Raw genomic sequence first — 21965 nt, 5'->3', positions numbered from 1 at the left:
GGTCCTCAACGGCCTGGCTTGTCGCGGCCGCCCAGCCGGCGTACCAGTGCCTCGTACACATGCAGTATTCATGGGTACGTCTGTCGCGGCGCTGAACTTTACCGCGTCTCACAAATTGTTGGCATGTCCGGACCCGGTCGAGACCTTCCCCGAATGCGGGGCGAGGGCGACAGGGAACGCGCACCGGTCAGGTGAGCCGGACGTTCTATTATCTCCTAAGCATTTTGCATGCCCCGTACCATCGAGCACTCGCCGGTACGCCGGCCCACTCAAGGAGCACAGCAACGTGAAGGTCCTCAGTGTCGTAGGGGCTCGCCCCCAGTTGGTGAAGCTCGCCGCGATCGCCTCGGCCTTCACGGGAACGCCCCACCAGCACGTCATCGTGCACACCGGCCAGCACTATGACGCGGATCTGTCCGACGTGTTCTTCGACGGCCTCAACATCCCCGCCCCCGATGTGCACCTGGGAGTCGGCTCGGGGAGCCACGGTGTACAGACCGGTGCCGTCCTCGCCGCCATGGACAAGGTCCTCGAGGACGAGCGGCCGGACTGGGTGCTGGTGTACGGAGACACCAACTCCACCGTTGCGGGCGCTCTTTCCGCCGTGAAAATGCACCTTCCCGTCGCTCACCTGGAAGCGGGTCTGCGGTCCTTCAACCGCCGGATGCCGGAGGAGCACAACCGCGTCCTCACGGACCACTGTGCCGATCTACTGCTGGCTCCGACCGAGGAAGCCGTCCGCCATCTCGCCAACGAGGGGTTGCGGGACCGGACGAAGCTCGTCGGCGACGTGATGGTCGACATCTGCCTCCGCATCCGGGATGCGGTAGCCGCGGGAGAGCACCCGGCACCGGCGCTGCCCGAAGGCATCGATCCCGCGTCGCCGTTCCTGCTCGCCACACTGCACCGGCCCGACAACACCGATGACCCGGAGCGGCTTTCAAAGATCATCGCCTCTCTGGCGTCGCTGCCGGTGCCGGTGGCACTGCTCGCCCACCCCCGGCTCATCGCCCGCGCCAAGGAGCACGGCATCAATCTCGCCCAGGGTTCCGTCTGCGTCGGCAGGCCCCTTCCGTACGCGGGCCTGGTGGCGTCCGTGATGGCCAGCGCCGGTGTCGTCACCGACTCGGGTGGCCTCCAGAAGGAGACGTTCCTCCTCGGCCGCCCGTGCACCACGATCCGCCCCGAGACCGAGTGGGTGGAAACCCTGGAGAACGGCTGGAACGTCCTCGTGCCCGACCCGCAGAAGCTGGAGCCGGTGGAGTGGGCTGCCACGGCTACCCGCCCCGCGCCCGAGACCCCGCGGGGAACGCCGTACGGGGACGGAAACGCCGCACGCAACGTCGTCACGGTCCTCGAACAGAGTTGACGCCTTCCTGCATACGGACCATCCGGCACAGCGTCCCTGGAGCTTCACTTGCGTCACTCCACCAAACACCCCGTGGCTCGCAAGGGTGCGGCCGTCCGCTCCCGTGGCCGCGGGCCTTCGACGGATGCGTCCCGGCCGCATCTGATCTATCTCGCCGTCGGTTTCCCCCCGGCCGCAAAGAGTTGCGCCTATCGCATGCGTGAAACGGCGAACCAGTTCTGCGCGCTCGGCTGGGACGTCACCGTGGTCACCATTCTCGAGGAATCGTGGGAGCGGGAGTACGGCCTCGACCACACGCTGTCCGAGCCGGTCGATCCGCGCGTGCAGATCGTCGAGTTGCCGCTGGCCAGGGAAGACCTGGAAACGGACATCCGGAAGTTCTCCGAGAGCCGGGCGTTCCGGCCCGCCGCCTGGGCCAAGAAGGAGCGTGAACGGCATCTGGAGTTCTTCCCAGAACTCGTCTTCGGCGGCTGGCGCGACTGTCTGGAACAGGGCGTCCTCGACGTTCACCAGGAGCGGCCCGCGGACCTGCTCCTGGTGAGCTGCGCGCCCTACGTCAACCTCGCGGCGGCCCGCCGGCTCTGGCAGGAACACCGGGTCCCCTACGCCGTGGACTACCGGGACGGCTGGTCCGTCGACGTCATCGGCGGCGGCGAGGCTTTCCCCAAGGACTCCGAGGCGGGGCAGTGGGAGGACGAGGTCCTGCGCGACGCGACGGCGGTCTGGTGTGTCAACGACCCGATCGCGGACTTCTACCGGGAGCGTTTCCCGGACATCGCCCACCGCGTGGATGTTGCGCGCAACGGCTTCGACCCCGACAGCGTCCCCGAGGTCACGAGCGGCCGGCCGGCGGCGGACGGCCTGGTCTTCGGCTACCTGGGGTCCGTCAACTTCCGGCCCGAGTTCCTGGAAACGGTGCTGGACGCCTGGCGGGCGGCGAGGCTGCGCGACCAGCTGGTCGCCCGCTCGAGGTTCGAGATCCGGGGTCACATAGGGGCAGGGGCCAGTCGTGAGGCCAACGCCCACATGGACCTCATCAGGAAGGCGGAGGCGGACGGTGTCGCCTTCGGAGGACCTGTCGCCAAGGCCGAGGTCGCAGAGACGTACGCCGGCTGGGACGCGCTCGTCCTGATGCTGGTGGGCGGCCGGTACGTGACCTCCGGCAAGGTGTACGAGTTCATGGCCACGGGTCTGCCGGTGGTGTCCGCCCATGCGGTGGATCACGACGCCTCCACCGTGCTGGACGGCCGTCCCCTGTGGACCGGTGCCCGGGGCATGGACGTGGAACTACTCGCGAGCGCCTTCGTGGATGCCGCACGCATGGCCGGTGAGGCCGACGACGACGAGCGCGCCGCGGCACGGGCGCACGCCACACGGTTCACCCGCTCCTCACTGCTCGCTCCTTCGGTCCGACGGCTCTCGGACGCGGTGCGAGCGGGCTCAGTCACGGTAGAGAGTGTTCAGGCATGATCGACGTACTTCTGGTAGCCGTGGCGGAGGTACCGGCCGAGACTCTGGCCGCCGCAGCCCGCAATTTCGAAGGTATGAACGTACGGCTGAGACTGGCGTCGTTCGCCGGCACGGACGGACTCCCCGACTCTCCCCTGCTGGCCGAGCGCCGCTCCTTCGCCCAGTCGTCCGCGGCCCTGGGGCGGAAGCTCGCCGCATCGGCGGCTAAGGCTCCCGCGCCCAAGCGGGCCTGGACGCACGCCCAGCGCGATGCCTGGTTGCTTCGCCATGCGCGGAAGTCCAAGGTGCTCGTGGCACTTGATGCACAGGCCGTCTACACGGTGTGGCATCTCGCGCGCGTCAACACCAGCGCCCATGCCTGCTACGGGGTGGCCGCCGCCGTGCGTGCGGTGACCGACCGGCGGGAACGGCCGGGCTATTACACCCGGACGGATTTCGTCAACGCTCTGCCCTCACCCAAGGCCGCTGTGCGCGCCGCAGCGAGCAGGACGCGCCGACTGCCCAAGGCCGTTGCCCGCAGGGCGATCGGCCCGCGGGTCCTGAGGACCGATCCGGGCGCCCGCGCCTGGCGCATGGCCGTGGGAGCACCGGGGCTGCCGGAGAACGTCCGCTTCAGGCTGGCCAAGCGGGTCGGTGACGGCCTGCGGAAGGCCAATCGTCCCTCCGGGGCCGTGCTCACGTTCAACGCCGCGGCGGAACAGACCCGCGAACCACGGCATCGTGCGGACCTGCTCCGCACGGCCGCACAGCTGGAGCTGAAGCGGGGTCAGGTTCCGGCCAGGCTCGACGACGCCGTCGCGGCGGAGTCGGCATGTGCGGACCTGAGCTGGCGGAAGGGGAACGGCAAGGCTGCGGCCGCTTCTCTGGCCAGGGGCATGGAGCTCGCGTTCCACCGGGTCCTGCATTTCGACCGGACAGAGTCCCCCATGGCGGGCGACCCCGGGGCCTACCTCGCCGCGCTGCACTCCGGCGCGGCGTTCACGGCGATGACGGCGGCGTCCGGCCGTGCGGAGCCGGCCGCCGCCCCTCCTTCCGACCGCCCCCTCAGGCTGCTCTTCGTCACCCGGAAGAACGCCAACTTCCTCACCGAGATCCGCGATCGGTACGAGGACCGGGCCGACGTCGAGGTCCGCTCGCTCGATATCACGAACGAGCCGCCCCTGGACGCCCTGGTCAAGTCGCCTGCTCGCATGGCAGCCTTCCGGCTCGGCGCCGACCCCGCGTTCGGGCACACGGTGGAGGACCACCTGCGTCCGCACCTGGACTGGGCCGACACGGTCTTCATCGACTGGTGCACCGGGCCGGCGGTGCTTTTCACGGCGGTGGACCCGGGTACCACACGGATCGTCGTGCGGCTGCACAGTTTCGAGACGTTCAGTGTCTGGCCGTTCCTCACCGACTTCTCCCGGGCCGACGACGTCGTGTTCGTCGGCGCGCACCTGCGGGATCTGACGGTTGCTGCCGTACCTGCGCTGCGCGGCTCCGGCAGCGCTCCCGCGCTCCATGTCATCCCGAACGCCATGGATCTGGGACGCTACGACCGCCCCAAGAGCGACGACGCCCGTTTCACCGTCGGGCTCACCGGGATCTCAGCGGTGGCCAAGGATCCGCGATGGGCGCTCGCGGTACTCAAGCTGCTCCGGGCCTCGGACGACCGCTACCGCCTGTTCCTCATCGGCGCGGATGTGGACGGGAGCCTCAGCCTGGCCGCACGCGCGTACGCAGCCGCGTACGAGAAGGAGGTGGCGGCACTCGAATCATCCGGAGCCGCGCGCCGGCTCGGCCAGCTCTCGGACGTGCCCGCGGCGCTCGCTGGCATCGGCGTGATCATGAGCTCGTCGGTACGTGAGAGCTTCCACTGCGGCTTCGTCGAGGGAGCGGCCAGCGGCGCCGTGCCGGTCAGCCGCAACTGGCCGTTCTTCGCGGACAAGCCGAACGGGGCCCACACCCTCTTCCCCGCCGAATGGCTGGCCGCCACCCCTCAGGAGGCCGCGGACCGCATCCTCGCCCTGACGGGTACGGAAGAGGTATGGCGTGCCGCCGCCTCGGAAGCTGCCGCGCACGCCCGGTCGGCGTGGGACTGGCCGGTGGTCGCCAATGCCTTCGACGCCCTTCTGTTGTCCCCCAGCACCCTGTTGTCCCCCAGCACCTCGCCCAGCGCCGAGGGAGGGGAGTCGACTGAGATCCGCGCCTTCCAGCCGTGACCGGCTCCCCTCGCTGACAGGGCTGCGTTTCTGGGCAGCGCTTCTCGTGGTGCTGTACCACCTGTCCCGGCAGGTCGGTACCGTGCCCGTGGTCAGCGAGGCGGCATGGTACGGGCGCAGTGGCGTCACCTTCTTCTTCGTCCTGTCGGGCTTCGTGCTCGCCTGGACGTACGACGGCGCCCACGTCCCCGCAAAGGTCTTTCTGTGGCGGCGCTTCGCGCGGATCTGGCCCATGCTCGCCGTGAGCGTCGGCCTGTCCGTCTGCGCGTGGATGATCATGGATCATCCGGTGTCGCGGAAGGCCGCCGCCGCAACTCTTCTCGCCGTCCACGCGTGGATTCCCGAGCAGGTGTACTACTCCGGCGGCAACCCGGCCGCCTGGTCGCTCAGCGACGAGGCGTGGTTCTATCTGACCTTCCCGCTGCTGCTGGCCTTCTTCGCCCGACGGGGTGGCCGGTTCTGGACGGTCACCGCCGGGTTGGTCAGCCTGGGGGCGGTCGTCCTGTGGCTCGCTTCGTCCTCCATGTCTCCGGACATCCGTGGCTGGGCGCTGGACTACTTCCCGCTCACTCGGTCCCTGCAGTTCGTGCTGGGCGTGGTGGCCGGCCTCGCGGTGAAGCGTGGCTGGCGTCCCCCGGTACGCCTGATTCCCGCCGTGGGGCTCATCCTGTGCTGGCATCTGGCGCTCGTTCCCTGGCACCATGCCGTACCTGACGCACAGTGGTACAGCCCGTACGCCGCTTCCCAGCTGCTTTCCGCCCCGCTCTTCGCGGCGCTGATCTGCGCGGCGGCCCGAGCCGACCAGGAAGGCCGCCGGACGGCTCTCACGGGGCGCTGGTCGATCCGGCTCGGGCACTGGTCCTTCGCCTGGTACCTGGTGCACGAGATCGTCATCCGACTGGTGATCCATGTGCACGGCAAGCCGTCTTCCCTGCTGGGCACGGTCTCCATCTGGCTGCTGGTCGTTCCCGTGAGCCTGGCCCTGGCCGGACTCTGTTACGAGTACGTGGAGCGGCCGACGGAGCGTCTTCTGCGACGGCTCGGGCCCACGGTCGCCAAGGCCGCACCCGCACCTCACAGGCCGGCGGAGCGGAGCGGTCCGGCTCCGGCGGGCCGGAGCTGAACCGGGATTCTCACGCCCGGGACCACGTGCGAAACGCAATGGTCGGCAGGCACCCACGGGCGCCGGCCGACCATTGTCGGCAGGAGCCTCTCAGCCGCCGATGACGACGCGGCGCACGCCTTCCCACTTGGCCGGGTCCGTCGTGCGGCGGCCGTCGACCAGGACGCGGACGTCCGGGAGGTCGGCGGCGGCCAGCTCGCGGTACTCGGCGTGGTCGGCCTGGAGGATCGCGGCGGTGACGCTCTGGCCCTCGTGCGGGACGAGACCGTGCGCGGTCAGCTCCTCGGCCGTGTACATCGGGTCCGAGACGAACGGCACCGCACCGCGCGCCTTCAGCGCCTCGACCGTCCCGTAGACGCCGGAGAAGGCCGTCTCCTTCACGCCGCCGCGGTAGGCCGCGCCCAGCACCAGCACGCCCACCCCGTCGAGGTCGCCGTAGGCGGCGGCGAGCAGGTCGACCGCGTACTCGGGCATGGCCGCGTTGGCTTCGCGCGCCGAACGCACCACGGTCGCCGACGGGTCGTTCCACAGGTACATCCGCGGGTAGATCGGGATGCAGTGGCCGCCGACGGCGATGCCCGGTTGGTGGATGTGGCTGTACGGCTGGGAGTTGCAGGCCTCGATGACCTTGAGGACGTCGATGTTCTGCTGGTCGGCGAAGCGGGCGAACTGGTTCGCCAGACCGATGTTGACGTCGCGGTAGGTCGTCTCGGCGAGCTTGGCCAGCTCGGACGCCTCCGAAGTGCCCAGGTCCCAGACGCCGTTGGGGCGCGGCAGGTCGGTGCGGTCATCGAAGTCCAGGACCGACTCGTAGAACGAGACGCCGTGCGCGGCCGACGCCTCGTCGATCCCGCCGACCAGCTTCGGGTAGCGGCGCAGGTCCGCGAAGACCCGTCCGGTGAGCACCCGCTCCGGGGAGAACACCAGGTGGAAGTCCTCGCCGACCTTGAGGCCGGAGCCCTCTTCGAGCATCGGCGCCCAGCGGGTACGGGTGGTGCCGACCGGCAGCGTGGTCTCGTAGCTGACCAAAGTGCCCGGCTTGAGTCCGGCGGCGATCGCCTTGGTCGCGGAGTCCATCCAGCCGAAGTCCGGCGTGCCCTCCGCGTCCACGAAGAGGGGGACGACGACCACGACGGCCTCGGACTGCGCGACCGCGGACGCGGTGTCCGTCGTCGCGGTCAACAGGCCCGCCTCGACGGTCTCCTTGAGCTTGACGTCGAGGTCGTGCTCACCGGGGAACGGCTCGACGCCTGCGTTGACCAGCTCGACGACCTTCTCGTTGACGTCGGCGCCGATCACCCGGTGGCCCTTGGCGGCGAACTGCACGGCAAGCGGCAGACCGATCTTGCCGAGGGCTACTACACAGATGTTCATGGGATTACTTCCTCTTGGAGCGCTTGGCACCGGTCAGCCGGGATCGCAGCCGCGAGCCCAGCGATGGCTTGGGCGGATGGAGTGGACCGGTGCTGATCACCATGCGCCCCTTGGAGTTGAGGCGCGCCGCCGCCCGGTACGGGTCCGTCTCACGGCTCCATCTGCGGGCCAGTGGCATGGGCCGGCCGTCGCCCCGTACCGGAATCTCGTACGTTTCTCCGGCCACGTCCACGAAGACCCGCACACCTCGCTTGACCGTACGGCGCGCGAGCGGGATCAGGGCACGCAGCAGGGTGGCGTCGCCGTCGGGCGCCGGTGTCCTGGTCAACTCCCCCTGCGCCGGGGGCAGATCGTGCCCGTCCGGCAGTGGGCGGGCGCGCGCCTTGTCGGCGCTCTTGGGCATGGCTCCCTCGACGAGTCGAACAATCGCGGAGCCGGTGTCACCGACAACACCCACGCGTACCGTCAGCGACAGCGCCAGCTCCTCGCCGGTCTGCACCCACTCCGATTCGACCAGCTCGGTCTTGTTGGCGAGCCGGCCGGGGACGATCTCCCCGACCAGTTCGAAGCAGCGGTCGGGGAGTTCCAGGCCCGCGTCACGGAACCCGGGGTAGAGGGCGAAGGCCCGGCCGTCTTCCAGGTGGAAGGGGGGCGCACCGTGCTCGGCCTCTTCGCTGATCGCACGGCAGAGTTCGTCGACGGCGCCGCGCTGCGCGAGCCGGAGTCTCGCCCGCAGCTTGACCGGGAGCGAATCGCTCAGCGGGTCCGTCAGATAGGTGTCGGCGAGCCGGGTGATGCCGGCGCAGATGTCCCGCTTCGTCTCGTCGTCGAGTCCGACGAAGTCGCCCTGGATGAGCTTGGACAGCTCCCAGGTGAAGTGGCGTTTGAAGAGGGCGTCCCGGTTCGGACCGGCCTCGATCAGCCCGGCCGCGTGGTCCATGATCGCCGCGGTGCAGCGCAGCCGCGCCAGATGATCGGCGCGGTAGGTGATGTTGCTGGCGTCGCCGCGCTTAACCGCGTAGTAGCAGGTGTAGTCGGCGACCACCGATATCTTGCGGGCGCGGTAGCAGGCCTCGATGGTGAACGGCTGGTCGCTGCCGACCGGCAGGTCCTCCGGGAAGCGCAGCTTGTGCTTCTCCACGAGCTCGCGGCGGAAGAGCTTGGTGTTGGCCAGCGCGAACGGCAGTTCCGGCCCGTAGAGGCTGACGTCCGGGTCGTTGGCCTTGTAGAGGGACTGGCGCACATACCGGCCGTTGGTGCCGACCATCTTGCCGACCACGACGTCCGACTCGTTCCGGTCGGCGCAGGCGACCATCCGCTCCAGCGCCTCCTCGCCGAGGTGGTCGTCGGAGCCGATGAAGTAGACGTACCGGCCGGTGGCCAGCTCCAGTGCGCGGTTGCTCGGCGCTGCCGGGCCACCGGAGTTGGGCTGGTGGACCACCTTGACGACGTTCGGGTAGCGCTCGGCGAACCTGTCGAGTTCGGCGCCGCTGTCGTCCGTCGAGCCATCGTCGACCGCCACGACCTCAAGGCGGTCCGTACCGATGGTCTGCCCTATGAGCGAATCGAGGCACTCGGTGAGGTAGGGCATGGTGTTGTACACGGCCACGACGACCGTCACATCAGGAACATCGGTTCTGCCGGTCACACGGTCACCTCGGCGGCTCTGTCGACGGATGTGCGCGGACGTGCGGGAAGCAGTTTGGCGTCGCCGATCATCCAGTGCTGTTCCGTCTTGCCGGGCGACTTGCCGAGCAGGGGCACGTCCCAGCCCGCTTCGGCGGCCGAGCGCGCTTCCTTCTGTACCCGGGAGTCCCCGTTCACGCCGTTGTCGACCGGCATGACGACCCGTCCGCGGGTTCCGTTCAGGGGTGCTGGGTTGTTCTCAGACCCCATGAGCAGCCAGCTCTCCCGCCGAGGTGGTGACGGTGAGTCCGCTGCGTGCGGATTCCAGGACCGCGGCGGCGACCTCGACCGTCCGCAATCCGTCCCGCAGTGTGCAGATGTCCTGCGAGACGCCGAGCACCGCGTCGCGGAAGAGCTCGTGCTCGACCAGCAGCGGTTCGCGCTTGGGGATGGCGTACCGGATCATGTCGCCCTCGGAGACACCGCGGAAGGCCTGGAGCGCCTCCCACTCGGTGGCCACGGCCGCGTTCGAGTGGAAGGTCAGGTCGGCAGTGAGGGTGTCGGCGATGAAGGTGCCGCGCTCGCCGGTGACGGAGGTGAAGCGCTCCTTGAGCGGGCTCAGCCAGTTGACGAGGTGGTTGGCCATGCTGCCGTCGCTGAGCAGACCGGCGACGGAGACCATGTCCTCGTGCGGCCGGCCGCTCTTGTGGGCGGTGTGGGCTGCGACCGAGACATAGCTCTGGCCCGTCACCCAGCCGGTCAGGTCGATGTCGTGCGTGGCGAGGTCCTTGACGACGCCCACGTCGGCTATGCGGTGGGGGAACGGGCCCTGCCGACGGGTGACCACTTGGAAGACCTCGCCCAGCTCGCCCGCCTCCAGACGGGTACGCAGGGAGCGCAGCGCCGGGTTGCAGCGCTCGATGTGCCCGACGCCCGCGACCAGACCACGGGACTCGAAGGCCTCGACCAGACGGCGGGCCCCTTCGACCGTGTCGGCGACCGGCTTCTCGATCAGGGCGCAGACGCCGGCCTCGGCGAGCTGCAGGCCGACTTCCTCGTGCAGCGCGGTGGGGCAGGCCACCACGGCGTAGTCGATGCCGAGCCCGATCAGTTCCTCGACGGTGGACAGCACCGGAGCGCCCTGGGCCCATCCGTTCTTGTCGCCCATCGGGTCGACGACGCCGACCAGCGTCACGTTCTCCAGGCCGGCCAGCACGCGCGCGTGGTGGCGGCCCATCGAGCCGAGACCTATCAGCCCGGCTCTCAGTCCTGCGGTCACTGTATGTCTCCCAGCGAGTTCACGGCCGCGACAATACGGTCCAGGTCGTCCGGCGAAAGCGAAGGGTGTACGGGCAGGGAGACGACCTCGGCGGCTGCGCGCTCGGTCTCCGGAAGATCCCATTGGCGGCCGGCCTTCTGGTCGGGCTCCCAGTACGGCTTCAGCCGGTGGATCGGGGTCGGGTAGTACACGGCGTTGCCGATACCCGCCTCGTTCAGTCTGGCCATGGCGGCGTCCCGGTCACCATGCACCCGGACGGTGTACTGGTGGTAAACGTGGCGTGCACCTTCGGCAACGGGCGGGACCGTCACATTGGCCGCGGTGATGTGACGGTCGAGGTAGGCGGCGTTGGCGCGGCGCTGCTCGGTCCAGCCGAGCACCTTTCCGAGCTGCACGCGGCCGACGGCTGCCGAGACGTCCGTCATCCGCATGTTGGCGCCGACGATCTCGTTGGCGTACCGCTGCTCCATGCCCTGATTGCGCAGCAGCCGAAGGGTCCGCGCAATCTCGGCGTCAGCGGTGGTGATCATGCCGCCTTCGAGCGCGTGCATGTTCTTGGTCGGGTAGAAGCTGAACGTGCCGCCGGATCCGAAGGCGCCGACGGGCGTGCCGTTCAGAGCCGCGGCGTGTGCCTGGCAGGCGTCCTCGACGACGGCGAGGCCGTGCTTCGTCGCGATCGCCATCAGCGCGTCCATCGCTGCCGGGTGCCCGTAGAGATGAACGGGCATGATCGCGGCGGTGCGCGGGGTGATGGCGGCCTCGACGGCGGCCGGGTCCAGACCGAAGCTCCCGGGCTCGATGTCGGCGAAGACGACGTCGGCCCCGGTCAGACGGACCGCGTTGGCCGAGGCTGCGAAGGAGAACGACGGGACGATGACCTCGTCGCCGGGGCCGATGCCCAGAGCGAGCAGCAGGAGGTGCAGCGCGGAGGTGCCGGAGTTGACGGCGACGCAGTGGCGTCCGTCGACCAGCTCCGAGAAGCCCTCCTCGAAGGCGGCCACCTCCGGCCCCTGGACCACGCGACCGCTGCGCAGTACGCGCACCACCGCTTCGATCTCTTCCTCACCGATCACCGGCCGGGCAGCGGGGACAGGTCCCCGGGTCTCGCTCGACATGGGCATCCTCCTTGAACAGCACAAGAGCTTGATCGGCGAGGGCTTTGAGGCGTGCGGATGTCCGGCGGGACCCCTACGCCCGGCACATAACCGATGGCGCACCAATGCATTACGGACAAAATCTGCCATTCCCTACGGAATTGGTTCACGCAGGGAATGAAGGACTCCTTCGCCCTGGCTGGGCCAGGGCACCGCCAGGAACAGGACCTTTCCGGGAAAACCTCCCCCGGCACGGCCGCGTCACATTATCAGGCTTTTCACAGCGGGTTTCCTCGAGGTTAAGGGTAGAGAAAAGGGCCGCCCGAACGACGAGGTGCGGCCTCCCGTGAGAGGACCGCACCTCGTCGATCACCTTCTGCCCGTCGGTCAGCCTTCGGTGTCGGCCGAGACGGCCGCGGGCGACGACTGCTCCGTGGCGACCGTCTTCTTCGCCGCCTTCTTGGCCGTCGTCTTCTTCGCGGCGGTCTTCTTGGCAGCCGTCTTCTTGGCGACCGCCTTCTTGGCCGTCGCCTTCTTGACGGTCTTGCGCGCCGTCTTCTTCGCCGGAGCCTCGGTCTCCGCGGCTTCCGCGGCCTCCGTGGCCCCGACTGCGGCGGCGACAGGCTCCGCGTCGGGCTTCGGCGCGGTGGAGCCGGTCACCACGACGACCTCGGCGCCGTCCGCACCCGCGGGCGATCCGGCGGGGGCGGTGACCTTGCGGGTCACCCGGCGCCGGGCACGCGGCGGGACGGCCGGAGCGGCCACCTCCTCCGGTGCGGCCTCCGGCTGCGGCGCCTCGGCCACCGGGGCCTCGGCCATCACGTCCGCGACGGACAGCGGCGCTTCGACCGGCGCGACCTGCTCGGCCGGGGCCGGCGATCCTGCCGGAGCAGTCGCCTTACGGGTCGCCCGTCGGCGCGTACGGCCCTGCGGCGCCTCGGCCACGGGGGCCTCGACAGCCACCGGGACCTCGACGGCCGGCTCGGGCTCGACGACCGGCTCCGGCTCGACCACCGGGGCGGGTGCTGCTGCAGCCTTCGGGGCGCCGGCCGGGGTCGTTGCCTTACGGGTCGCGCGGCGCCGGCCGCGGCCGCGCGAGGCGGCTGCCTCCGCCTCGGCCGGGCTGCTGTACAGCTCCTCGTCCGGGACGAACTCCGGCTCGGGCAGCGCTACCGGGGCGGCCACCTCGGCAGCCAACTCGGCCTCGGTCTCGATCTCGGTCTCGATCTCCGCCACGTGCTCGTGGTCCACGCCGCCCCGGCCGCGCTTCTTGGCCCGCTTGCCGTTGCCACCGCCACCGATCGAGCTCGGCTGCTCCATGTGCACGATCACGCCGCGCCCGTTGCAGTGGACGCAGTTCTCGGAGAACGACTCCAGCAGCCCCTGGCCCACCCGCTTGCGGGTCATCTGGACCAGGCCCAGCGAGGTGACCTCGGCGACCTGGTGCTTCGTACGGTCGCGTCCCAGGCACTCCAGCAGGCGCCGCAGCACCAGGTCGCGGTTGGACTCCAGGACCATGTCGATGAAGTCGATGACGACGATGCCACCGAGGTCGCGCAGCCGCAGCTGACGCACGATCTCCTCGGCCGCCTCCAGGTTGTTCCTGGTGACGGTCTCCTCGAGGTTGCCGCCCTGACCGGTGAACTTGCCGGTGTTGACGTCGACGACGACCATCGCCTCGGTCTTGTCGATCACCAGCGAACCGCCGCTGGGCAGCCAGACCTTCCGGTCCAGCGCCTTCATCAGCTGCTCGTCGATCCGGTACGTCGCGAAGATGTCGACCTCGGAGGTCCACTTCGACAACCGGTCCGTCAGGTCGGGGGCGACATGCCCGACGTAACCGTGGATGGTCTGCCACGCGTCGTCACCGCTGACGATGACCTTCGAGAAGTCCTCGTTGAAGATGTCGCGGACGACCCTGACGGTCATGTCCGGCTCGCCGTAGAGCAGCGTCGGCGCGTTGGCGCTGCCGTTGCTCTTCGACTTCTTCTGGATGTCCTCCCACTGCTGCTGCAGCCGCTCGACATCACGGCGCAGCTCGTCCTCGCTCGCGCCCTCGGCCGCGGTACGGACGATAACGCCCGCGTCCTCGGGGACGATCTTCTTGAGGATGGTCTTCAGCCGGGCGCGCTCGGTGTCGGGCAGCTTGCGGCTGATGCCGGTCATGGAGCCCTCGGGCACATAGACCAGGTAGCGGCCGGGCAGCGAGACCTGGCTGGTCAGGCGGGCACCCTTATGGCCGATCGGGTCCTTCGTCACCTGGACGAGGACGGACTGGCCGGACTTCAGCGCGGTCTCGATCCGGCGCGGCCCGTGGGCCATGCCAAGTGCCTCGAAGTTGACCTCACCGGCGTACAGGACGGCGTTGCGCCCCTTGCCGATGTCGACGAAGGCGGCCTCCATGGACGGCAGTACGTTCTGCACCTTGCCCAGGTAGACGTTGCCGACGTAGCTGGTGGCCTGCTCCTTGTTGACGTAGTGCTCGACGAGCACGTTGTCCTCAAGGACACCGATCTGGGTGCGCTCGCCGTTCTGGCGGACGACCATCACGCGATCGACAGCCTCACGGCGGGCCAGGAACTCCGCCTCGGTGATGATCGGGACGCGGCGGCGGCCCTGCTCACGGCCCTCGCGGCGACGCTGCTTCTTCGCCTCCATACGGGTCGAGCCCTTGATGGACTGGACCTCGTCGAAGCCGGTGCCGGGCTCGCGCTCGGCCGCTTCCTTCCCACGCCGTTCCCGCGGCTCGCGGACCTTGACGACCGTACGCTCCGGGTCGTCCGTGCCGGACTCGGCCTCGGGCGACACATCACCACTGCGACGGCGGCGACGACGGCGACGACGGCTGCTGCTGGAACCGGAGGCGAACGCCTCGTGGTCCTCTTCCTCCTCGTCGGCCTCGTGACCGCGCTCGTGCTCGTCCTCGGACGTGTCGGCGGCGTGCTCGTCGGCGAGCTGCTCCGCGGCTTCGTCCGACTCGCTGGGCTCACCGCGACGACGGCGACGGCCACCGCGACGGCGACGGCGCGAAGGACGGTCCCCGTACTCGTCCGACTCCTCGCCCTCGTGCTCGGCTTCGCTCTCGGCCTCCGCCTCGAGCTCGTCCTCGGCGTACTCCTCCACCGGGGCGGCAGGGGCGGGCGCCAGGTCGGCGACCGGCTCGGTCTCGACGGCCTCGCCGCGGCGGCGGCGACGGCGCCGGGAACCGGCCTGCGGTGCCGCCTCGGCGGCCGGAGCCGCCTCTTCGGCCGACGGGGTCTCCTCGGCCGTCTCGATCTCTTCCTCGGCCTCGTCGTAGTGCGAGGCGGGACCGGAGGCCGCGGCGGCAGCGGCGGTCTCCGGGGTCTGGAACATCGGCTCGGAGAAGACCGGCGCCTGGAAGACGGCCACGGCGGGACGCGTCGCCCGACGGCTCTTGCCGGCGGGCTCCTCGACCTTGCCGGTGAACTCCGGCCGCCCCGCGGCGGCGGTGGCCCGGCGGCGCTGACGGCCACGCGGCGCGGCGGCCTCGGTCTCCTCCTCCGGCTCGGCGACCGGCTCCTCGGCGGCCTCGGTCTCGACCACGGTCTCCACCGGCGCGACGGGCTCGACGATCTCGGCGGCCTGCGGGGCACCCGCGGGCGAGGTGGCCTTGCGGGAGGCCCGACGACGGCCGCGCGGGGCAGCCGGCTCGGCAGCCTCTGCGGTCTCTGCGGTCTCTGCGGTCTCTGCGGTCTCGGTGACCTGCACGGCCTCCGCGGCCGCCACGGGCTCGACGATCTCGGCGCTCGTGGTGTCGCCCGACACGGGCTGCGGGGCACCCGCCGGAGCGGACGCCCGGCGGCGGGTACGGCCACGCGGGGCGGCGGCCTCGACGGGCTCGGCGACGGGCGCCTCGACCGGAGCGGCGGTCTCGACGACCTCAGCGGCCTGCGGGGCACCAGCCGGAGCCGTGGCCTTGCGCGTCGCCCGACGACGCGCACGCGGCGCCGGAGCGGCCTCAGCGGGCTCTGCGGCCTCGGCGGGCGCAGCAGCCTCGGGGGTCTCCTCGGCCTTCGGCGCACCCGCCGGAGCGGTCGCCTTGCGCGTCGCACGGCGACGCGCACGCGGCGCCTCGGCGGGAGCAGCGGCTTCGGCGGGCTCCTCCACCTCGATGGCCTCGACGGCCTCGGCGGCCTGCGGGGCGCCCGCGGGGGCGGTCGCCTTGCGGACCGCCCGGCGGCGGGTACGCGCCGGCGGCGCGGCCTCCGCCTCGGCGGCAGCGGTGTCGGACATTTCGGCGTCAACGGCCGGTATGGCCGGCGCGACCGCCTCGGCGGCTTCCGCGCCCTTGGCATCCGCCGACGGCGGGCCTGCCGGGCGGGACGCTGCGCGGCGCCTGCGGCGCGGCGGCAGCTTGTCGCCGGGGGCGTTGTTCTCTTCGGCGTTCCCGGTCGTACCGGGTTCGATCGGTTCGAGCATGCGGGCGGTTCTCCCGTCACGCTCCCGGGCGCCGCGCCTGATTCCGGTCCGGCACGGTCCGCATGAGAAACGCGGTACCGCCGTCCGGGGCGCGGGCGCCGCACGGGAGCTGAATGTCTGGCTCGCCGGTTCCGTTCGCGATGTACGTACGGCCTGGCGAAAGTCTTATGGGTCAGCGCGCGGCCCGGCCCAGGTGGCTCCCGAGCCCGAGGGCTGCGCTACAACGACCGCCTTACGCGGAACCTGCACCTTCCGGCGCCGTCGCGACAGCGGTCCCGGTGGCCGTGAGTAGCACGGCCGGGGCTGCCTCGCGGTCGGGCGCGAGCGGGTCGGTCACCGTGCCGGACTCCTCGTCGAAGAGCCCCTGCGCCAGCCTGGTCACCGCTGCGGGGACCGGCGGCGCCAGGTCGGCCACAACGCGGAGACCGGACAGGACGTCGTCAGGTCGCACGGCAGGTGTCACGTGCCGAACAACCAGCCGCAGTATCGCACAGGGCTTGTCCCCCGGCCTATCAGCGCCGGGATCGACGGCCTCGAGACCGGCGACCGCCGCGCGGGCGTCGAAGGTCCGCATGCCGTTCTTCGTACGGCGCTGGACCTCGACGGTCTCGGCGCCGAGAAATCCGGCGACGGCCTTCTCGGCCTCCTCGAAGGGGACCCCGTCGAGCCGCATCTCCCACACGGAGGCGGTCAGCCGGTCGGCGAGACCCGAGGTGCGGGCCTCCACCGCGTCGGTGATGTCGAGACCGTCCGGGAGCGACGCGTCGAGCAGTGCGCACAACGTGTCGGGGTCCCGCGGCTCGGTGAGGGCGATCTCCAGGAACTCGGCCTCGCTGCCCGTGCCGGTGGGTGCGGCATTGGCGTACGAAACCTTGGGGTGCGGGGTGAAGCCCGCCGAGTAGGCCATGGGCACCTCGGCGCGCCGCAGCGCCCGCTCGAAAGCGCGCTGGAAGTCGCGGTGGCTGGTGAACCGGAGGCGGCCGCGCTTGGTGTAGCGCAGTCGGATGCGCTGCACTGCCGGTGCGGGCGGCGGGCCTTCGGGCTGTCGCTTGCCCAGTGGTTCTTCTCCTCGGTGCGGAGCGGACGCGGTGGCACGCCGCCCTCGAAAATACGGGGTGGCCCGGGGGTGTCCGGTCCGGCTCACCCCTGCTTGCGCAGGGAGATCTCGGGTTCGGGCGCCGCGCTGGGCACGGTCTTTGTACTACCCAGAGTACGCGCAAGGCGGCCTACCGGTTCCCGGGGCTCGGGGACCGGGCCCCCGCCGACCAGTGCGCGCCATGCGTCGCGGCGAGCCTGCCGCACGGTCTCGCGTGCGGTGCGCAGGGCACTGCGGGCCGCACGTCCCGCCTCGACCGCGGCGCGCTTGGCGGGGGCCCAGACCGCGTCGCGCACGACATGGCCGACCGGGGTGCACACCGTGCGGTACACCCAGGCCACCGGGGCGCCGATGAGATGCCACGCCAGCCAGGCAAGGCCGCGGCCGACGGCCGGCGAGATGTGTCCGGCGACACGCCAGGCGACGCCGATCGCGGCGGCGATCTCGCGGCCGACCGGGGCGAGGACCCGCCGGTACAGCCAGGCGACGGGGGCGACGAGCAGCGTCCCGACCAGCCGGCCGACGACCGCCCCCAGCCCCCGCGCGGCTGCGACGACACCGCTCGCCACCACGTCGGCCAGCCAGGCGATGCCGCGGCCGAGCGGGGTGAGCAGCGCCCGGTACGTCCAGGCCATCGGGGCCACGACGAGGTGCTCCACCAGCCAGCTGACGGCGAGCGCGAGCGGCACCAGAACGTACCGCCACACCCCGACCACCGGCCACACGAAGACAGCGGTGAGCACCCAGCCGATGCCGGTGGCGAGGCCCCGTCCGGCGGGGGTGAGCAGCTTGCGGTACACCCACCGCAGCCCGTGCCCGAGCGGGGTGAGCGCCCACCTGTACAGCCAGACCACCGGCGCCACGACCCCGTACCGGACCACGGGCACGACCACATACCGCCACAGCGCCACCCACGGCCACACGAAGACGGCCGCGCCCAGCCACAGCAGCCCCTGCCCGACCACAACACCCAGCCACCGCAGCCCGTGCCCCAGCGGGGTGAGGACCGACTCGTACAGCCGGACCAGCGGGACGACCACGAGCACCCTGCCCAGCCAGGACAGGGCCCGTCCCAGGGGGCGCAGCAGGACCCGGTCGGCGGCGCGTGCGGTGGCGACGAGTACGTCCCAGATCATCCGTACGGGCAGGACGACGACCAGCACCACGACCCGTACCGGAATCCTGATGAGCGTGGTCAGGCAGCCGTCGCCGTTTTCGTAGTGCGCGGGTGCCTGATGCCTGCCGTACACGTGGGGCTGCTTCTCCTGGTCCATGGGAGACAGGACGCGAAAGGCCCGGCCCAGGGTTTCCCGGGCCGGGCCTTCGTCATCGAGCTGTCACCCGAACGGTGACGCCCTGTGTGACGCAATGTCCGGTGTTACTTGACGACCGTCAGCGGAAGCAGCTTCTTTCCGGTCGGGCCGATCTGGATGTCGAGACCGAGCTGCGGGCACACGCCACAGTCGAAGCACGGGGTCCAGCGGCAGTCCTCGACCTCGGTCTCGTCGAGCGAGTCCTGCCAGTCCTCCCAGAGCCAGTCCTTGTCCAGACCGGAGTCCAGGTGGTCCCAGGGCAGGACCTCCTCGTACGTCCGCTCGCGGGTGGTGTACCAGTCGACGTCCACGCCGAACTCGGGGAGCGTCTTCTCGGCGCACGCCATCCAGCGGTCGTACGAGAAGTGCTCGCGCCAGCCGTCGAAGCGGCCGCCGGACTCGTAGACGGCGCGGATGACGGAGCCGACACGGCGGTCGCCGCGCGAGAGCAGGCCCTCGACGATGCCGGGCTTGCCGTCGTGGTAACGGAAGCCGATCGAGCGGCCGTACTTCTTGTCGCCACGGATCTTGTCGCGCAGCTTCTCCAGCCGGGCGTCGGTCTCCTCGGCGCCCAGCTGCGGGGCCCACTGGAACGGGGTGTGCGGCTTGGGCACGAAGCCGCCGATGGAGACGGTGCAGCGGATGTCGTTCTGACCGGAGACCTCGCGGCCCTTGGCGATCACATTGACCGCCATGTCGCCGATCTGGAGGACGTCCTCGTCGGTCTCGGTGGGCAGGCCGCACATGAAGTACAGCTTCACCTGGCGCCAGCCGTTGCCGTACGCGGTGGCAACCGTCCGGATGAGGTCCTCCTCCGAGACCATCTTGTTGATGACCTTGCGCATGCGCTCCGAGCCGCCCTCGGGGGCGAACGTGAGACCCGAACGGCGGCCGTTGCGGGTCAGCTCGTTGGCCAGGTCGACGTTGAACGCGTCGACGCGGGTGGAGGGCAGCGAGAGGCCGATCTTGTCCTCGGTGTACCGGTCCGCGAGCCCCTTGGCGATGTCGCCGATCTCACTGTGGTCCGCGGAGGAGAGCGAGAGCAGGCCGACCTCTTCGAAGCCGGTCGCCTTGAGACCCTTCTCGACCATGTCGCCGATGCCGGTGATGCTTCGCTCCCGCACGGGGCGCGTGATCATGCCGGCCTGGCAGAAACGGCAGCCGCGGGTGCAGCCGCGGAAGATCTCGACGGACATCCGCTCATGGACGGTCTCGGCGAGGGGGACGAGGGGCTGCTTCGGGTACGGCCACTCGTCGAGGTCCATGACGGTGTGCTTGGACACGCGCCACGGCACGCCCGACCTGTTCGGCACGACGCGGCCGATACGGCCGTCCGGGAGGTACTCGACGTCGTAGAACCGCGGCACGTAGACGCCACCGGTCCTCGCGAGGCGGAACAGCACCTCCTCGCGCCCGCCGGGCCGGCCTTCGGCCTTCCAGGCGCGGATGATCTCGGTGATCTCCAGGACCGCCTGCTCGCCGTCGCCGATGACCGCGCAGTCGATGAACTCCGCGATCGGCTCGGGGTTGAACGCGGCGTGGCCGCCGGCCAGGACGATCGGGTCGTCGAGACCGCGTTCCTTGGCATCCAGCGGGATGCCGGCGAGGTCGAGCGCGGTGAGCATGTTGGTGTAGCCGAGCTCGGTGGAGAAGCTCAGCCCGAAGACGTCGAACGCCTTCACCGGGCGGTGGCTGTCCACGGTGAACTGGGGCACCTTGTGCTCGCGCATCAGCTCTTCGAGGTCCGGCCACACGCTGTACGTGCGCTCGGCCATGACGCCCTGGCGCTCGTTGAGCACCTCGTACAGGATCATGACGCCCTGGTTGGGCAGCCCGACCTCGTACGCGTCCGGGTACATGAGCGCCCAGCGGACGTCGCATTCGTCCCACGGCTTGACGGTGGAGTTGAGCTCACCGCCGACGTACTGGATGGGCTTCTGCACATGCGGGAGCAGAGCTTCGAGCTGTGGGAAGACCGAATCGACAGACATCGCGAACTTTCGAGAGCCGGCAGAGGTGACCATCCAGCGTACCCCGGCGCTCAGCCTGTCAGCCCCGACCGCAATTCCGGCCGGGAGGCCCGCTCCCACACCCCGGGCAGTTCCCGTTCGCGGGCGGCCGCGGCCGCCTCCTCATGCCCGTACAGCAGCCCCCAGGTGAAGGCGGACTCCCCCGCCGCGTGCGCCTGGGCGGCCAGGGTGCGCACGGCTTCGCGGGCGACGACGCTGTCCTGGTGGTCGCCGAGCACGGTCTGCACGGCCTTCATCCGCTTGGCGAACTTCTTGGCGGGCTTGCCCAAGGCGGGGGTGGCCGCCTCCCCCGCGTACCTGGCCCGCTTGGCGGCCTTGCGGGCCTGGTGCATCGCCACGTCCCGGCTCTGGCCCGCGGGGAGGTCCAGGGCGTGACCGATCCGGGTGGCCAGGCGTGCGTAGTCCTTCAGGACGGCGCGCGGCAGTGCGTCCTGCGGGCTGCGGTCCGCGGCGGGCAGCAGCGGCGGGTCGGCGAGGAACGCGTCGAGTGTGTCGAGGAGCGCCAGATACCGCTTTCCGTCGAGTACGCCGACGGTCCGGCTCCGGGAACCCGAGCGGCGGGCGGTGGACCAGATGCGCAGGCGACTGCGGACGGGCCCGAGGACGAGCGTGCCGGGCAGGTCCGCGATCCGGGTGCGGAACCGTTCGTCGAGGACCTCCTGGTCCCGGTCGACGCCGAGCTCCGCGGCCAGCCATTTCAGCTCGTCACCGATCGGATCGGTGACCGTCCGGTCCAAAATCTTCCCGTACGTCCTGAAGACGCTGCGCAGCCTGCGGGTGGCGACCCGCATCTGATGCACGGAGTCGGGCAGATCGCGGCGTACGGCGGGGTCGAGGGCGACGATCGCCGTGATCTGGTCGCGTGCGTACGCCAGGACGTGGTCGCCCGCCGTCCGGGGCCGCGGCTTGCCGTCCCCCTCCGGGCGCTGCTTCCGCTTCGGGGCTGTCTCGTCGAGGGCCCTGGCCAGTTTGGACGACGCCGCGGAGGGACGTACGCCGCCCTTGCGCAGCCGGCGTTCGACGGCGTCGAGGAAGGCGGGGTCGCCGTCGTCGGCGAGTTCGACCTCGATCTCGGTCCAGGCGGCGGTGCCGCTGCCGCCCGTGAGCCGCTCGGCCCGGACCTCGTCGACGCTGAGTTCTGCGAGCAGCGCGCCGTCGGCGTCGAGCAGGTGGTGGACGTCCCGGGTGGAGAGCAGCCGGACGACGGGGACGAGCTCCGTCTCGCGGACCCGGGAGCGCAGCAGCCCTGCGAGGCTGTCCGGAAGGGTGTCGGAGAGCGGGGCCCGGATCTCGTCGCGGATCCCGGAGGCAACCGGGAATTTGAGGTGCCAGCCGGCATCGGCGCCGCCGGTGCGGCGGCGCAGGGTGAGCGCGTCGGCCGCGAGCCGGAGGTCCTCGGTGTCGTAGTAGACGGCGTCCAGCTCCATGACGCCGCGGTGGTCCACGGCCGCGACGGCGGCCACCCGGGTCAGATCGGGAAGCCGGGTATCGACCGTGGCTTCGTACTTTCGCTCGATTTCACGCTTCGAGTCCGCCATAAACTGAAT

14 protein-coding genes are annotated in these 21965 nt (G+C 70.6%); 4 read left to right on the top strand and 10 right to left on the bottom strand.

The genetic code is table 11. The features are described from left to right. Positions 1 to 286 precede the first annotated feature (286 nt). The 4 genes from wecB (at position 287) to OH809_RS28640 (ending at position 6166) form a co-directional block, all read left to right on the top strand. Positions 287 to 1369, top strand: a complete 1083-nt coding sequence (gene wecB / locus OH809_RS28655) for a non-hydrolyzing UDP-N-acetylglucosamine 2-epimerase (protein WP_406419367.1) — start codon at positions 287 to 289, stop codon at positions 1367 to 1369. A 195-nt stretch (positions 1370 to 1564) separates the two neighbouring features. Continuing rightward, positions 1565 to 2839: a glycosyltransferase gene (locus tag OH809_RS28650; RefSeq protein WP_406515823.1), complete on the top strand. Its 1275-nt coding sequence runs from the start codon at positions 1565 to 1567 to the stop codon at positions 2837 to 2839. Continuing rightward, positions 2836 to 5043: a hypothetical protein gene (locus OH809_RS28645; protein ID WP_406515822.1), complete on the top strand. Its 2208-nt coding sequence runs from the start codon at positions 2836 to 2838 to the stop codon at positions 5041 to 5043. Before OH809_RS28650 ends, OH809_RS28645 begins: the two co-directional genes overlap by 4 nt. 46 nt (positions 5044 to 5089) lie before the next feature. After that, positions 5090 to 6166: an acyltransferase family protein gene (locus OH809_RS28640; protein ID WP_406515821.1), complete on the top strand. Its 1077-nt coding sequence runs from the start codon at positions 5090 to 5092 to the stop codon at positions 6164 to 6166. A 90-nt stretch (positions 6167 to 6256) separates the two neighbouring features. Here OH809_RS28640 and OH809_RS28635 read toward each other — a convergent pair whose 3' ends face one another. The 10 genes from OH809_RS28635 to OH809_RS28590 all read right to left on the bottom strand — a co-directional run bounded on the left by OH809_RS28635 (position 6257) and on the right by OH809_RS28590 (position 21956). Then, positions 6257 to 7540 (bottom strand): nucleotide sugar dehydrogenase, encoded by a 1284-nt coding sequence (locus OH809_RS28635; RefSeq protein ID WP_406419375.1) that lies wholly within the window; start codon positions 7538 to 7540, stop codon positions 6257 to 6259. 4 nt (positions 7541 to 7544) lie between these two features. Continuing rightward, positions 7545 to 9188 carry a glycosyltransferase family 2 protein gene (locus tag OH809_RS28630; protein WP_406419377.1) on the bottom strand — a complete coding sequence of 548 codons (1644 nt, stop codon included), beginning with the start codon at positions 9186 to 9188 and terminating at the stop codon, positions 7545 to 7547. Next, positions 9185 to 9436 (bottom strand): hypothetical protein, encoded by a 252-nt coding sequence (locus OH809_RS28625; protein WP_406419378.1) that lies wholly within the window; start codon positions 9434 to 9436, stop codon positions 9185 to 9187. Before OH809_RS28625 ends, OH809_RS28630 begins: the two co-directional genes overlap by 4 nt. After that, positions 9426 to 10445, bottom strand: a complete 1020-nt coding sequence (locus tag OH809_RS28620; RefSeq protein WP_406419380.1) for a Gfo/Idh/MocA family protein — start codon at positions 10443 to 10445, stop codon at positions 9426 to 9428. The genes OH809_RS28625 and OH809_RS28620 overlap by 11 nt, the downstream gene beginning before the upstream one ends. After that, the gene (locus OH809_RS28615; RefSeq protein ID WP_406419382.1) at positions 10442 to 11560 is read right to left on the bottom strand and encodes a DegT/DnrJ/EryC1/StrS family aminotransferase; all 1119 of its coding nucleotides are present in this window, start codon (positions 11558 to 11560) and stop codon (positions 10442 to 10444) included. The genes OH809_RS28620 and OH809_RS28615 overlap by 4 nt, the downstream gene beginning before the upstream one ends. 366 nt (positions 11561 to 11926) lie before the next feature. Then, a complete protein-coding gene (locus OH809_RS28610) occupies positions 11927 to 15979 on the bottom strand; it encodes an Rne/Rng family ribonuclease (protein WP_406515820.1) in 4053 nt (1350 codons plus the stop codon). Between the two features lie 232 nt (positions 15980 to 16211). Next, positions 16212 to 16994, bottom strand: coding sequence for a TIGR03936 family radical SAM-associated protein (locus OH809_RS28605; protein WP_406515819.1), 783 nt, complete (start codon positions 16992 to 16994; stop codon positions 16212 to 16214). A 125-nt stretch (positions 16995 to 17119) separates the two neighbouring features. Beyond that, a complete protein-coding gene (locus tag OH809_RS28600) occupies positions 17120 to 18349 on the bottom strand; it encodes a hypothetical protein (RefSeq protein ID WP_406515818.1) in 1230 nt (409 codons plus the stop codon). A gap of 104 nt (positions 18350 to 18453) precedes the next feature. Then, complete coding sequence (locus OH809_RS28595; RefSeq protein ID WP_406515817.1) at positions 18454 to 20379, bottom strand: TIGR03960 family B12-binding radical SAM protein; 1926 nt, start codon at positions 20377 to 20379, stop codon at positions 18454 to 18456. Positions 20380 to 20429: 50 nt separating this feature from the next. Further along, positions 20430 to 21956 carry a CHAD domain-containing protein gene (locus OH809_RS28590; protein ID WP_406419392.1) on the bottom strand — a complete coding sequence of 509 codons (1527 nt, stop codon included), beginning with the start codon at positions 21954 to 21956 and terminating at the stop codon, positions 20430 to 20432. Positions 21957 to 21965: the final 9 nt, after the last annotated feature.

The organism is Streptomyces sp. NBC_00873 (assembly GCF_045207415.1).
Lineage (GTDB): Bacteria > Actinomycetota > Actinomycetes > Streptomycetales > Streptomycetaceae > Streptomyces.
Note: the sequence above shows the minus strand (reverse complement) of the source record. Positions and strands in the feature narration are given on the sequence as shown.

Excerpts from the sequence above, each read along its gene's own strand:
- OH809_RS28600 (WP_406515818.1), bottom strand. The coding sequence starts at position 18,349 with ATGGACCAGGAGAAGCAGCCCCACGTGTACGGCAGGCATCAGGCACCC.
- OH809_RS28590 (WP_406419392.1), bottom strand. The coding sequence starts at position 21,956 with ATGGCGGACTCGAAGCGTGAAATCGAGCGAAAGTACGAAGCCACGGTC.
- OH809_RS28645 (WP_406515822.1), top strand. The coding sequence starts at position 2,836 with ATGATCGACGTACTTCTGGTAGCCGTGGCGGAGGTACCGGCCGAGACT.
- OH809_RS28610 (WP_406515820.1), bottom strand. The coding sequence starts at position 15,979 with ATGCTCGAACCGATCGAACCCGGTACGACCGGGAACGCCGAAGAGAAC.
- OH809_RS28595 (WP_406515817.1), bottom strand. The coding sequence starts at position 20,379 with ATGTCTGTCGATTCGGTCTTCCCACAGCTCGAAGCTCTGCTCCCGCAT.
- OH809_RS28625 (WP_406419378.1), bottom strand. The coding sequence starts at position 9,436 with ATGGGGTCTGAGAACAACCCAGCACCCCTGAACGGAACCCGCGGACGG.
- OH809_RS28615 (WP_406419382.1), bottom strand. The coding sequence starts at position 11,560 with ATGTCGAGCGAGACCCGGGGACCTGTCCCCGCTGCCCGGCCGGTGATC.
- OH809_RS28650 (WP_406515823.1), top strand. The coding sequence starts at position 1,565 with ATGCGTGAAACGGCGAACCAGTTCTGCGCGCTCGGCTGGGACGTCACC.
- OH809_RS28635 (WP_406419375.1), bottom strand. The coding sequence starts at position 7,540 with ATGAACATCTGTGTAGTAGCCCTCGGCAAGATCGGTCTGCCGCTTGCC.